11 protein-coding genes are annotated in these 12,419 nt (G+C 71.2%); 6 read left to right on the top strand and 5 right to left on the bottom strand.

The window, feature by feature from the left end; genetic code table 11:
• Window positions 1-184: 184 nt before the first annotated feature.
• The gene (locus tag ABZ851_RS01965) at window positions 185-1,864 is read left to right on the top strand and encodes a GAF domain-containing protein (RefSeq protein WP_361121771.1); all 1,680 of its coding nucleotides are present in this window, start codon (window positions 185-187) and stop codon (window positions 1,862-1,864) included.
• A gap of 79 nt (window positions 1,865-1,943) precedes the next feature.
• Here the strand turns inward: ABZ851_RS01965 and ABZ851_RS01960 are convergent, their stop codons facing one another.
• A complete protein-coding gene (locus ABZ851_RS01960; RefSeq protein WP_361120764.1) occupies window positions 1,944-2,969 on the bottom strand; it encodes an HAD hydrolase family protein in 1,026 nt (341 codons plus the stop codon).
• Between the two features lie 160 nt (window positions 2,970-3,129).
• Here ABZ851_RS01960 and ABZ851_RS01955 point away from each other — a divergent pair, with 160 nt between their 5' ends.
• From ABZ851_RS01955 to ABZ851_RS01945, 3 genes are all read left to right on the top strand, one after another.
• Window positions 3,130-4,029, top strand: a complete 900-nt coding sequence (locus ABZ851_RS01955; protein ID WP_361120761.1) for an LLM class flavin-dependent oxidoreductase — start codon at window positions 3,130-3,132, stop codon at window positions 4,027-4,029.
• Between the two features lie 275 nt (window positions 4,030-4,304).
• Window positions 4,305-5,204, top strand: a complete 900-nt coding sequence (htpX, locus tag ABZ851_RS01950; RefSeq protein ID WP_336047590.1) for a zinc metalloprotease HtpX — start codon at window positions 4,305-4,307, stop codon at window positions 5,202-5,204.
• A 129-nt stretch (window positions 5,205-5,333) separates the two neighbouring features.
• Window positions 5,334-5,894, top strand: coding sequence for a hypothetical protein (locus ABZ851_RS01945; RefSeq protein ID WP_361120757.1), 561 nt, complete (start codon window positions 5,334-5,336; stop codon window positions 5,892-5,894).
• Window positions 5,895-5,994: 100 nt separating this feature from the next.
• Here ABZ851_RS01945 and ABZ851_RS01940 read toward each other — a convergent pair whose 3' ends face one another.
• Together ABZ851_RS01940 and ABZ851_RS01935 are read right to left on the bottom strand one after the other, a co-directional pair.
• Window positions 5,995-6,537, bottom strand: a complete 543-nt coding sequence (locus ABZ851_RS01940; RefSeq protein ID WP_361120754.1) for an RNA 2'-phosphotransferase — start codon at window positions 6,535-6,537, stop codon at window positions 5,995-5,997.
• A gap of 96 nt (window positions 6,538-6,633) precedes the next feature.
• Window positions 6,634-7,263, bottom strand: a complete 630-nt coding sequence (locus ABZ851_RS01935; protein WP_361120751.1) for a PadR family transcriptional regulator — start codon at window positions 7,261-7,263, stop codon at window positions 6,634-6,636.
• A gap of 139 nt (window positions 7,264-7,402) precedes the next feature.
• Here ABZ851_RS01935 and ABZ851_RS01930 point away from each other — a divergent pair, with 139 nt between their 5' ends.
• Together ABZ851_RS01930 and ABZ851_RS01925 are read left to right on the top strand one after the other, a co-directional pair.
• Entirely contained in the window at window positions 7,403-7,993 is a 591-nt protein-coding gene (locus tag ABZ851_RS01930; RefSeq protein ID WP_361120748.1) for a hypothetical protein, read from the top strand.
• Complete coding sequence (locus ABZ851_RS01925; protein ID WP_361120745.1) at window positions 7,990-9,336, top strand: carotenoid oxygenase family protein; 1,347 nt, start codon at window positions 7,990-7,992, stop codon at window positions 9,334-9,336. The genes ABZ851_RS01930 and ABZ851_RS01925 overlap by 4 nt, the downstream gene beginning before the upstream one ends.
• A 57-nt stretch (window positions 9,337-9,393) precedes the next feature.
• On the opposite strand, the gene ABZ851_RS01920 is transcribed toward ABZ851_RS01925, so the two are convergent.
• Both ABZ851_RS01920 and ABZ851_RS01915 read right to left on the bottom strand, forming a co-directional pair.
• Window positions 9,394-10,509, bottom strand: coding sequence for a MerR family transcriptional regulator (locus ABZ851_RS01920; protein ID WP_361120742.1), 1,116 nt, complete (start codon window positions 10,507-10,509; stop codon window positions 9,394-9,396).
• A 114-nt stretch (window positions 10,510-10,623) separates the two neighbouring features.
• Window positions 10,624-12,354, bottom strand: a complete 1,731-nt coding sequence (locus tag ABZ851_RS01915; RefSeq protein ID WP_361121768.1) for an SDR family oxidoreductase — start codon at window positions 12,352-12,354, stop codon at window positions 10,624-10,626.
• Between the last annotated feature and the right edge of the window lie 65 nt (window positions 12,355-12,419).

Genomic DNA, 12,419 nt, shown 5'->3' with positions numbered 1-12,419 from the left:
CTCCCTCCGTGCTCGCCCTCCGCACATAACCGGACTTTCCGCGGAAAACAGCTCTTATTAGGCTCGTGGCATGGCAGCCACGGCAGAACCCCCACCCGCGGGCCCCGGGGACGCCGCGGATTTTGCGTCCCCCGAGTCCCCCGCGGCCCCCGGGAGCGACGGCGCGCATGCGGCCCCCGACCCCATGGACGCCGCCACCGAGGCGACCCGCAGTCTGCAGGGACTGTCGTCCGAGCTGACCGCCCGGGTACCGCAGCTGCTGGAGGCGATGCGCACGGTCGGCGCGGGTCTCGATCTGCACATCACCCTGGACCGGATCGTGGAGACCGCCGCCGAGCTGGCCGATGCCCGCTACGCCGCGATCGGGATCATCGACGACGCCCGTGAGGGGCTGTCGGACTTCGTGACGTACGGGGTGACCAGCGAGCAGCACGAACGGATCGGCGCGCTGCCCGACGGCCACAAGGGCCTGCTCGGGGCGCTCATCCATGATCCCAAGCCACTGCGCCTCGCCGACCTCACGAAGGACTCCCGTTCGGCGGGCTTCCCGGCCGGGCACCCGCCGATGCGGACGTTTCTCGGGGTGCCGATCCGCGTCCAGGGCGAGATCTTCGGCAACCTCTACCTGACGGAGAAGCGTGAGGGCAGGGAGTTCAGCGAGGAAGACCTGCACATGGTGCGGGTGCTGGCCACCGAGGCCGGTATCGCCATCGGCAACGCCCGGATGCATGCGGCAACCCGGCAGCGGGAGCGGTGGATCGACGGCTCCGTGGCGGTGACCACCGAACTCCTCGCCGGCAGCGATGTCGACGATGCGCTCGCGGTGGTCGCCGAGCAGGCCCGCAAGCTGGCGGACTCGGCGGCCGGCATCGTGCTGCTGCCCGACGAGGAGGGCGGCCTGGAGATCGTCGCGGTGTCGGCGGACGACCCCACCGGAATCATGGGGACGCAGATTCCGCCCCACAGCCCAGTGGTGGAACAACTCCTCACCGGGGAGCCCGTGTTCGTGCACGACTCGGCCACCGACCCCCGGATGATCACGGATATCGCGGCCCGCTTCGGCCCCAGCATGATGCTGCCGCTCAAGAGCGGCGGACGGGTGCTGGGCACCCTGGCGACCCCGCGGGCCAGGGGCGCCCGCCCGTTCACCGCCGCCGAGCGGACGCTGGCCACCCAGTTCGCGGCGCAGGCCGCACTGGCGCTGGTGCTGGCCGACGCCCAGCGCGACCGTGAGCGGCTGGCCGTCTACGAAGACCGCGACCGGATCGCCCGTGACCTGCACGATCTCGTCATTCAACGGCTCTTCGCGACGGGCATGATCCTGGAGAGCGCACAGCGCAGATCCGTGGTGCCCGAGGTGGCACAGGGCGTCGGCAAGGCCGTCGACGAGCTGGACGTCACCATTCAGGAGATCAGAACCGCGATCTTCGCCCTGCAACAGGGACCGGCGGAGGCGCCGTCCGGGCTGCGGACCCGGGTCCTGCGCGAAATCGGCACCGCCGCCGTACCACTCGGCTTCCAGCCCTCGGCCGGCTTCATCGGCCCGGTCGACTCCCGGATCGGCGAGCTGACCGGCAAAAACCTGATCGCCGCGCTGCGGGAGGCGCTGTCGAACGCCTTCCGGCACGCCCAGGCCTCCCGGATCGAGGTCGTCGTCGACGCCACCATCCGGCTGCCGGACGGCGCCGACGGCGTCCGCCTGACCGTCGCCGACGACGGTATCGGCATCTCGGACGGCGGTCGCCGCAGCGGCCTCAAGAACCTCGCCAAGCGCGCGGAGTCGCTGGGCGGCTCCAGCTCGTACGGCCCCGGGCTGGGCGAGGACGGTACGGGGACGACGCTGAGGTGGGAGGCGCCGCTGTGAGGGCGGGGTCGCGCGGGGCAGGGCGGCGAGGGCGTGACGGCGGGGCCGGGGACCGGTCGGCGCGCTGTCGCCCTCGGGGCTACCGGCCGTCTCGTGGGCCGTCGTGGCGCAGGATCCGCTCGATGACGGCCGCGACGCCGTCGTCGTTGTTGGAGGCGGTACGGCCCGTCGTCGCGGCCAGCACGTCGGGATGGGCGTTGGCCATGGCGTACGAGGTGCCGGCCCAGGTCAGCATCTCTATGTCGTTCGGCATGTCCCCGAAAGCGACCACTTCCCGCGGGGAGATGCCGCGCTCGGCACAGCAGCGGGCGAGGGTGCCGGCCTTGCTGACACCGGGACCGCTGATCTCCAGGAGGGCGGTGGGGCTGGAGCGGGTGAAGGACGCGAGATCGCCGGCGGTCGTACGGGCCAGCGTGAGGAACGCGTCGGGGTCCAGCTCGGGGTGGTGCGCCAGCAGCTTGATCACGGGCTGGTCGGGGAAGGCGGGGCCCGTGGGATCGGTGGGGCGATTGGCTTCGCCGGAGGGGACGTCACCGGAAGGGCCACCTCCGGAAGAGGGGGTGTCGCCGGAGGGGTCGCCCGGCCCCTGGGGCTCGTCGTGCCCCGCCATGTGCGGACACAGCGTCGCGACGAAGTCCTCGGCCAGCAGCTTCTCGGCCGGCGCGATGACCGCGGCCGGGTCCAGGAGGAGCGGCGGGTACTGCGGCTCGTAGTGGATACCGCCGGTGCGCTCGACCGCGAACGAGGTACCGGGGGCGGCACTGCGCAGCGCGTCCACGACGGCGAGTGCGACGGTGCGCTCCAGGGGGCTGACCTCGACGATCCGGCCGCCGCGGTGCAGATCGACGACGGCCGCGCCGTTCGCGCAGATCGCCAGGCCGTGACCGTGCACATGGTCGCTGACCACGCCCATCCAGCGGGCCGGACGCCCGGTGACGAAGAACACCTCGATGCCGGCCCGCTCCGCGGCGGCCAGCGCGGCGATCGTCCGGTCGGAGACCGTCTTGTCGTCGTGCAGCAGCGTGCCGTCGAGATCGGTGGCGATCAGCCGGGGCGCAACGGCCGTTTCGGGCGCCCGTGGTGGTGTGGCGGGGGCATCAGTCACGGGGCCATCTTCCCGTACCGCCGCGCACAGGGGTGCGGTGGGTTGCGCGCATGAGCCCGTGGCGGCCGGGCGGATGGCGCAAGGACGGGCGGCGGGGGAGCCCGTCGCCGGGCCCGCGGTGAATGGTTCGCACCGTGCGGTCGGCCGTACGCTCGGGGGTATGCGACTGAGCACCGTGATACTCCCCGTCCGCCGTTGGTCCGAAGGCGGACGGGAGGCATGGCAGCGCGCCGAGGAACTGGGCTTCCACGCCGCGTACACCTATGACCACCTCTCGTGGCGGACCTTCCGGGACCAGGCGTGGTTCGGCGCCCTTCCGACGCTGACCGCCGCCGCGGCCGCGACCTCCCGTCTGCGGCTGGGCACCCTCGTCACCTCGCCGAACTTCCGGCACCCGGTCACCCTCGCCAAGGAACTGATCTCGCTCGACGACATCAGCGACGGCCGGATCACCCTGGGCATCGGCGCCGGCGGCAACGGCTTCGACGCCACCGCGCTCGGCCAGGTCCCCTGGGAGCCGCGGGAACGGGCCGACCGTTTCGCCGAGTTCGTCGGGCTACTGGACCGGCTGCTGGCCCAGGATGTCGTCTCCTACGCCGGTGACCACTACTCCGCGCACGAGGTCCGCAACATCCCCGGCTGTGTGCAGCGGCCGCGACTGCCGTTCGCGGTGGCGGCCACCGGTCCGCGCGGGCTGAAGCTGGCCGCCCAGTACGGCCAGGCCTGGGTGACGACCGGGGATCCCAAGGTCTCCAACGGGGGCGGAACGCCGGACGAGTCGCGGGAGGCGGTTCGCGGGCAGATCGAGCGGCTGGGGAAGGCCTGCGCCGATCAGGGCCGGGAGCCGGCCGACCTGCAGAAGATCATGCTGACCGGCTTCACCCCGGACCGCCCGCTGGATTCCGTGGACGCGTTCGTCGACTTCGCCGGCCGCCACGCCGAGCTGGGCATCGACGAGCTGGTCCTCCACTGGCCGATCGCCGATTCGGTCTTCGAGGCCGACGTCGCGGTCTTCGAACGGATCGCCACGGAGGGGCTGGGGCAGCTGGCCGCCCGGTAGGCGGAGCTCCGGAGGTGCCTCCCGGGGTCGCAGGACGTCCCGGCGGCCCCGGGAGGCGCGGCAGCCCCTCGCCGGCCCCGGGGACACCGGCATCGGAGGGGCCCGAGCTGCACGGCGCGCCCGGCGCTCCCCTGGCCTGGGCTTTACCCCGCATATAGCTCAGAAGAGGGAGAATTGGGGCAGCGGGGCGCGGTGTGCGTCCCGCGGCGCGCGGTGCGCGGACGCGACGCGAACGGTCGGCGCATGGCGCGAACTGCGGTGCTTTCGGAGGAGCCATGGCACAGACCCGATTCGCCCCGGACCGCGGGCTGACCACACGCATGGTCACCACGATGTTCTTCATCGGGCTGCTGTACGTCGTGGTCGTCGGCGTGCTGGTGGTGCTGCTCAAGGGCGCGTGGGTAGTGGTGCTGCTGATCGCGGGCGCCCTGTTCATCGCGCAGTTCTGGTTCAGCGACCGGATCGCGGCATTCAGCATGGGCGCGCGCGAGGTCACCCCGGAGCAGGCGCCCGAGCTGCACGGCGCCGTCGACCGGCTGTGTGCGCTGGCCGACATGCCCAAGCCGCGGGTGGCGATCGCCGAGTCGGACGTGCCGAACGCCTTCGCCACCGGCCGCGGTCAGCAGAACTCCCTGGTGTGTGCCACCACCGGGCTGCTCAGGCGGCTGGAGCCGGAGGAGCTGGAGGGGGTGCTGGCCCACGAGCTCTCGCATGTCGCGCACCGCGACGTCGCGGTGATGACCATCGCCTCATTCCTCGGCGTGCTGGCCGGGATCATCACCCGGGCCGCCCTGTGGAGCGGCATCGGGCGCAACAACCGGGACCAGAACGCGGCCATCGCGGTGCTCATCGTGACCGCCGTGAGCGTGGTCGTCTACGCGATCAGCTTCCTCCTGACCCGGCTGCTGTCCCGTTACCGTGAGCTGTCCGCCGACCGGGCCGCCGCGCTGCTGACCGGCCGCCCTTCGGCACTGGCCGCCGCGCTGACCAAGGTCACCGGCCAGATCGCGAGGATCCCGACCGAGGACCTGCGCAAGGCCCAGCCGTTCAACGCCTTCTATTTCGCCCCGGCGTTCAACAAGGAGAGCTTCAGCCGGCTGCTGTCCTCGCACCCGACGCTGGAACAGCGGCTGGACCAACTGGCCAGGATCTCCGCGGAGCTGGGGCGGGCGTGATGAGTGGAGTGGCCGGGGCGGATGTGACGACCGGCGCGGAGGCGACGGCCGGCACAGAGGCGAAGACCGGCACAGAGGCGAAGACCGGCGCCATGGGCCCGGAGGTATCGAGCAAGGAGTACGTCACGCATGGGATTTCTTGACGCCATCCTCGGCCGCAGCAAACCGGTACGCCCCGATCTCGACCAGCTCTTCGCGCTGCCGTCCGCCGCGGTCACCCTCCAGGCCGCGGCCGGATTCGAGCCCACCGGCCTGGGGTCGGTGTGTTTCGCCAGCGTCGAGGGCGGGACGTTCGCGCGCATCCAGGAGGAGGCCCGGTCGCTGCTGGACGGTTCGGTGGAGTTCACGCAGGACGCGTACGGCTATACCTGGCTGCTCGCGCGGCATCCGCCCGAGGACGTAGCGGGCCTGGTCAACGACCTGCACGCGGTCAATACCTCGCTGGAGGAGGCGGGGTTCGGCCCACAGCTGCTGTGTTCGCTGGTCGGATTCCGTGACGAACGGCAGCGGTCGTTGGCGCTGGTCTACCTGTATAAGCGCGGCACGTTCTACCCCTTCTCCCCCAAGGGGGGCGGCGAGAAGCGCGACAACCCGCTCGAACTGGAGGTGCGGGCGATGCTCGGGGACGACCTGACCATCGAGCAGGATCTGGCGCGGTGGTTCCCGGTGTGGGGGGCGCCGGGCCTTTGAGGGAGCGGCCTGGCGGGCCGGTGTGGGTACGGGGGGCAGGGCGGTGGGTCCTGGCCGTCTGGGCACCCCGTTTCCGGCGCTGTCCTACGGGAGCGCGGGCTCAGCCCGGGAAACGCACGAACGGGGCCGGTACCCGGCCGGTGAGCCAGACGCCGTTCGCGCTGACCCGGAAGACGTGGCCGGCGCGGTGCATCGCCCCCGCGTCCACGGTCAGGACCACGGGCTTGCCGCGCCGTGCGCCCACCCGGGTCGCGGTCTCGCGGTCGGGCGAGAGGTGGACGGCATGCCGCGACATCGGCCGCAGCCCCTCCTTTCGGATGGCGGCCACATTGCGGGCCACCGTGCCGTGGAAGAGACGGGCGGGTGGTTCGGCCCGCGGCAGATCGAGGTCGACCCGCACCGAATGGCCCTGCTGGGCACGGATCCGGTCGTTCTTCACGGCGTAGCGCTGCTTGTCGTTGTCGGCGACCACCGCCGCCAACTCCGCCCGGGAAAAGCGGAATCCATGCCGTGCGGCCGCTGAAATGAGCTCTTCCACGGACACCCAGCCCTGGGCGTCGAGAGTGATACCGATCCGCTCCGGTTCATGGCGCAGATGTTTCGCCAGGTACTTCGAGATGCGCACGGAGCGCTGCTTGTCCATGTTTCCAGGGTGCCGCGCGCGGCATGCGACGGCACCCGAATTGTGGACCGGGGAGACGGTGGGGCGCCCGCCCGGCGGGCTCTGCCTGCCTCCGCGCTACTCCGCTTCGTTCTGCCGGTCTTCCTTCTCCGGGCCTTTCTTCCCCTGACTTTCCTTCTGCCGGCCTCCCTCGTGCTGCTTTCTCGCGAGTTCGCTGGCCCTTTTCGCCTTTGCGCCGGTCACCTCACCGGCCGCCCAACGGGCCCATTCCTCCTGGGTCGCCGACATCCGCAGCCCGTACTCCAGCGCGATCCGCCCGTAGACCGAAATCATTTCTTCGTCCCACTCGGCGGTCTCTTCGATGTGCTTGAGCGTGGCACGGGTACGAGCAGCGCGCTCGGCCTGGTGCAGGAGAAACGTCTGTGCCTCGAGCGGCGTCACGATGCCGAGGAAGAAGACGCGCAGCAGGCCGTCATCGCGAGGGGGGCCGCCGGGTTCGACGTCGGTGAGCCAGTGGCGCAGCTGCGCCAGGCCGTCCTCGGTGATCGCGTACTCCTTGCGGCCGCGGGGGCCGTGGGCGGCGACCTCGACGAGTCCGGCGGCCGTGAGCTTGGTGAGCTCGCCGTACACCTGGCTCTGGGTGGCCGGCCAGACGTTCGACAGCGAGGCGTGGAACAGCTTCATCAGGTCGTATCCGCTCGCCGGGGCCTCGGCCAGCAGGCCCAGCACTGCATGTCTCAGGCTCATGACCGGCACTTTACCTTCCACTGTTGACATGTCAAAGGTGGAGGTTCTACATTCGACATGTCGAAGTTGGAATGTGTGGCAGGTGTGGCGACTCCGCCCCGGCGTCGAGGCACGCGGCCGTGCAGGAAGAGGGGGAATCATGAACTACCTGCGGAGCTTCATTCCGTGGCTGGTCTTCGCGGGGGTGGCCGCCGCCGGCTGGCAGTGGGGTGCGCTCGCCGGTCTGCTGATAGCCGTGGCGCTGCTCATCGCCGACCGCGCCGCGGGCCTTTCGCTCGACTACCGGCTGCTGGAGTACGGCACGATCCTGTTCTTCGCGGGTCTCAGTGTGCTGGCCTTCGCCCGTCCCGACAGCGGACTCAAGATGTACGGCAGTGCCTTGTCGCAGGGCTGGCTGGCTCTCATCGCCTGGGTGTCGATCGCCGTGCGGAGGCCCTTCACGATGGGGATCGCGCGACGGATGGCCCCGCCCGAGGTCTGGCACACCCCGCTGTTCCGCCGCATCAACGTCGTGCTCACAGCCGCGTGGGCGCTCTCCTTCACGCTCACCGCGATCGCCCAGACCCTCGCCTCTCTTCAAGCCTGGAACGTCCTCGTCTCGATCGTTCTCCAGGTCGCCGGATTCGTCCTTCCCATCCGCTTCACCGCCGCCTACCCGGAGCGGGCCCGCGCCCGCTTCATGGAGAACTCCGGCGTGCGGGCCGACACCCAAGGAGGCCTGGCCGTATGACCACCACACCCCCGACCACCGCAACCGCATCGACCGCTCCCGCACCCCACATGGCCGGCAACTTCGCCCCGGTGAAGGACGAAGTGACCGCCTACGACCTCCCGGTCACGGGCACGATCCCGCCCGAGCTCACCGGCTGGTTCCTGCGGAACGGCCCCAACCCGAGGGACGCCGCCTCTGCGCACTGGTTCTTCGGCGACGGCATGGTCCACGGCCTGCGCCTGGAGGGCGGCCGGGCCGTCTCCTACCGCAACCGCTGGGTCCGCACCTCCACCTTCGAAGGCGAAGCCACGGTGGACGCGCAGGGCCGCCGCGACCTGGCGGCGGGCGTGGCCAACACCCATATCGTCCGGCATGCCGGACGCACTCTCGCCCTGGTCGAGTCGTCCTTGCCGTACGAGATCGACTGCCGCCCCGGCCATGAGCTGGAGACTCTCGGCGCCCATGACTTCGGGGGCCGGCTCACCACCAGCATGACCGCCCATCCCAAAACGTGCCCCACCACCGGCGAGCTGCACTTCTTTGGATACGGCGGTCCCACGCCGCCCTATCTCACCTACCACCGTGCCGATGCGTCAGGGGAGTTGGTGATCAGCCGCCCCATCGATGTTCCGGGGCACACGATGATGCACGACTTCCATCTGACCGCCGGCCATGTCATCTTCATGGACCTCCCGGTCGTCTTCGACCGCAGCCGCCCCGGCATGCCGTTTTCCTGGGATCCGGAGTACGGCGCCCGGCTCGGGGTGCTGCGGCGTGACGATCCCTATGGCGAGGTCCGCTGGCTGCCCATCGACCCTTGCTACGTCTTCCACGCCCTGAATGCCCATGACGAGGGTGACCAGCGGATCGTTCTGTATGTGTCCCGCTACGCCGAATTCGGCGGGAGGACCCCGGCACACCTCTGGCGCTGGACCATTGACCTCACCACGGGCACGGTCGCCGAGGAGCAGCTTGACGACCGGTTCTGCGAGTTCCCCAGGGTGGATGACCGGCTCGCCGGGCTGCCGGCCCGCTTCGGCCATGCCACCAGCGGCGAGCTGCCGGGCAGCGGCCCGGTACCCGGTGCGCTGCTCCGCTACGACCTGCAGAGCGGTGCGGTCGTCCGGCATGACTTCGGCCCGGGGCGCACTCCGGCCGAGGCCGTCTTCGCCCCGGCGGACGACCGCCCGGGAGGCCCGGGCTGGCTGATCACTTATGTCTACGACGCCTCCACGGACACCAGCGATCTCGTCGTACTCGACACGGAGGACATATCCGCCGACCCCGTCGCCACGGTCCATCTGCCGCAGCGGGTGCCGTACGGATTCCATGGCAACTGGCTTCCCGATCCTGTCAGTTGAGGTATTGACGGGCGTCCTGAGGGGACTTGGGCCGCGCATGATCTGATCCTTGACAACTCAAGACTGCGTACGGCGGGGCCGGGTGGGGCCCGGGGCGGATGCTGGGTGGCGTTCAGGGGGCGCCGGTTCGGTGCTCCGGGTGGGCACCGCCGCGTCGTCCCCCGGCGCGGTCCCGCTTGCGTCCGACGCCAGGGCGTCCATGGTGCGGGCCTGTACCTCCCGGTGTACGGCGGCGGCGATGAAGGCGGCCGTGTGCTCCGCGCCCACCAGCGCCCGCACCGCCTGCACGGCTTCGGCGGGGAGCAGCACCGTTTCCGCCGCCATGGCGGGGCCGGGCGCGGTACCAGGGGCCGCGGCCGGCCCGGCGCCGGCCACCCCTGCCGACGCCTGGGCCCGCGCCTCGACGGACCCGCTCTCCTCTGCCGGTAGTGCCTCGCTGAGGTGATGGCGCAGGTAGCCGGTGGCCAGGGTGCGCATGGCGCGGGCGAGTTCGGCGTCAATCGTCTGCTGGGCCAGCGGGCGCAGCCGGCGTACGAGGGCGGCGGCCTCCGCGGCCCCGGCCTCGGTGGGCGGGTGGTCCAGGAAGGGCTGGAAGACATGCTCGGTGGTGAAGTCCAGGAAGCGGGAGGCGATGTGCTCGACCTCGGCCCGCACCTCCCGCAGCTGGCCGGTGATCGCCAGAAGCGGGACGCCGGCGGAGTGCAGTTCGGCGGCGACGGCGAGTTCCTGCGGGCTGGGGACGAGGAACGTGCCGTCCTCGCCGGGGATCCTTTGCAGGACGCCGAGTTCGACGGCCTCGGCGATCGCCTCCTCATCGGAGGAGCCCCCGAAGGCGGCGTCCAGGTCCCGGCGGCTGACGCGGGACGCCTCCTCGTCGGTCCACGGACCGTTGATCTCGGCGACCAGGCCCAGGACCCCACCGAGGCCGAGTCCTGCGTCCCAGGCATCCAGGAGTTCCTTGACGCTGGCGAGGGAGTACCCGCGGTCGAGCAGATCGGCGATCTGACGCAGCCGGGTCAGATGGGTGTCGCCGTAGACATTGGCCCGGCCCCGGCGCTCCGGGCGGGGGAGCAGCCCGCGGTCCTGATAGGCGCGGATCGTGCGGACCGTGGCACCGCTGAGGTGCGCCAGGTCCTCGATGCGGTATTCGCCCTTCGGCGGCTGCTCGGTCACTGGGGTGCTCCTTACGAGAGACGGCAGCGCACAGGCCGGGACTGCGGCCGAGCCCCGGCTGCGGATACGTGCCGGATCCGGGCCGGGCCCCGGCTGCCGGCCGGGGGTCGGGCCTTACAGCCGTGGCTCGAAGCGGGCAAGGGCGCGCAGCGCGCGGGGGGCGAAGCGGGACATCAGGTGGGCGCCGCGGGCTTCGGGGGTGACCGGCACCACCGCCTGGTTGCGGACGACCGCACGCAGAATGGCGTCGGCGACCCTCTCCGGAGGGTAGTTGCGCAGCCTGTACATCCGCGAGGCCCTTGCCTGGCGGCGCTTCTCCTCGTCGGCCGGGACACCGGTGAAGCGGGCCGTTGCGGTGATGCCGGTGTTGACCAGCCCGGGACAGATGGCCGAGACGCCGATGCCCTGACCGGCCAGTTCGGCACGCAGGCACTCGCTGAGCATCAGAACGGCCGCCTTGGACGTGCTGTAGGCGGGCAGCACCCTCGACGGCTGGAAGGCGGCAGCCGAGGCGATATTGACGATGTGACCGCCCTGCCCCCGGTCTGCCATCCGCTTGCCGAAAACCCGGCAGCCATGAATGACGCCCCACAGGTTCACGTCCAGCACCTTCTTCCAGTCCTGGGTGCCGGTCTGCAGGAAGGGGCCGGACATGCCGATGCCTGCGTTGTTCACCAGGACGTCGACGGTGCCGTACTCGGCGCCGACCTTGTCGGCGAGCTTTTCCACCGCCGCCTCGTCAGAGACATCGACGACCTCCGCCCAGGCCTCCGGCGCACCGGCCAGCCGGGACCACTCGGCGGTCCGCGCCGCGCCCTCGGCATCCCGGTCGACGGCGACGATCCGCGCGCCGGCCTCGGCGAAGGCGAGCGCCGTCGCCCGGCCGATGCCGCCGGCCGCGCCGGTCACCAGCACCAGCTGACCGCCGAACCGGTCGGCATGCGGGCCGGATGCCGCGCCCTGCTGTGCCAAGTTCCCCTCTTCCTTGGCGGTGACGAACGCACCGATCCAGGAGACGAGCTGGTCGGGGCGGGTACGTGGGACCCAGTGTTTGGCGGGGAGGGTGCGGCGCACCAGCTGGGGCACCCACTGCTCCAGGTCGTCGTAGAGCCGCTGGGAGAGGAAAGCGTCGCCGGTCGGGGTGATCAGCTGGACCGGGCAGTGCGCAGAGGCGTCGGCGCGCGGGCGGCGCAGCCGGGGAAGAACATTGTCACGGTAGAGCCAGGCGCCGTGGGCGGCATCGGCCGGCAGGGAAGCGGTCGGGTAGTCACCGCCCGGCACCTTCTCCAGGCGCCGCAGGATCTGTGGCCAGCGCTTGCCGAGCGGACCTTTCCACGCCAGTTCGGGCAGTACGGGCGTGTGCAGCATGTAGACGTACCAGGACTTGGCGCTCTGGTGGAGGAGCTGGGCGGCGCGCCGGGGCGTGGGGCGCGCCATGCGCTTCTTGATCCAGTGGCCGAAGTGGTCCAGGGACGGGCCCGACATGGAGGTGAAGGAGGCGATCCGGCCCTCCGTACGGCGCACCGTGGCGAACTCCCAGGCCTGGACCGAGCCCCAGTCGTGGCCGACGAGGTGAACCGGGCGGTCGGGGCTGACGGCGTCGGCGACGGCGAGGAAGTCGTCCGTCAGCTTCTCCAGGGTGAAGCCGCCGCGCAGTGGCTGCGGAGCGGTGGACCGGCCGCAGCCCCGCACGTCGTAGAGCACCACATGGAACCGGTCGGCCAGGCCGCGGGCGACCTCGGACCACACCTCTTTGCTGTCCGGATAGCCGTGCACCAGCATCACCGTGGGCCGTGCCGGGTCCCCCAGCTCGGCGACGCACAGTTCGATGCCACCGGTCCGCACCCAACGCTCCCGCGCGCCGTCGAGCCCCGCACCGCCGAGCCCCGCGCCGGTTCCGGCCCCGGGCT

It is taken from the genome of Streptomyces sp. NPDC047049 (genome assembly GCF_040643995.1).
GTDB classification, from domain to species: domain Bacteria; phylum Actinomycetota; class Actinomycetes; order Streptomycetales; family Streptomycetaceae; genus Streptomyces; species Streptomyces mooreae.
Note: the sequence above shows the minus strand (reverse complement) of the source record. Positions and strands in the feature narration are given on the sequence as shown.

Coding starts and splice junctions, on each gene's coding strand:
- ABZ851_RS01955 (WP_361120761.1), top strand. CDS start 3,130: ATGCGACTGAGCACCGTGATACTCCCCGTCCGCCGTTGGTCCGAAGGC.
- ABZ851_RS01935 (WP_361120751.1), bottom strand. CDS start 7,263: ATGAGCCTGAGACATGCAGTGCTGGGCCTGCTGGCCGAGGCCCCGGCG.
- htpX (WP_336047590.1), top strand. CDS start 4,305: ATGGCACAGACCCGATTCGCCCCGGACCGCGGGCTGACCACACGCATG.
- ABZ851_RS01965 (WP_361121771.1), top strand. CDS start 185: ATGGACGCCGCCACCGAGGCGACCCGCAGTCTGCAGGGACTGTCGTCC.
- ABZ851_RS01930 (WP_361120748.1), top strand. CDS start 7,403: ATGAACTACCTGCGGAGCTTCATTCCGTGGCTGGTCTTCGCGGGGGTG.
- ABZ851_RS01940 (WP_361120754.1), bottom strand. CDS start 6,537: ATGGACAAGCAGCGCTCCGTGCGCATCTCGAAGTACCTGGCGAAACAT.
- ABZ851_RS01945 (WP_361120757.1), top strand. CDS start 5,334: ATGGGATTTCTTGACGCCATCCTCGGCCGCAGCAAACCGGTACGCCCC.
- ABZ851_RS01925 (WP_361120745.1), top strand. CDS start 7,990: ATGACCACCACACCCCCGACCACCGCAACCGCATCGACCGCTCCCGCA.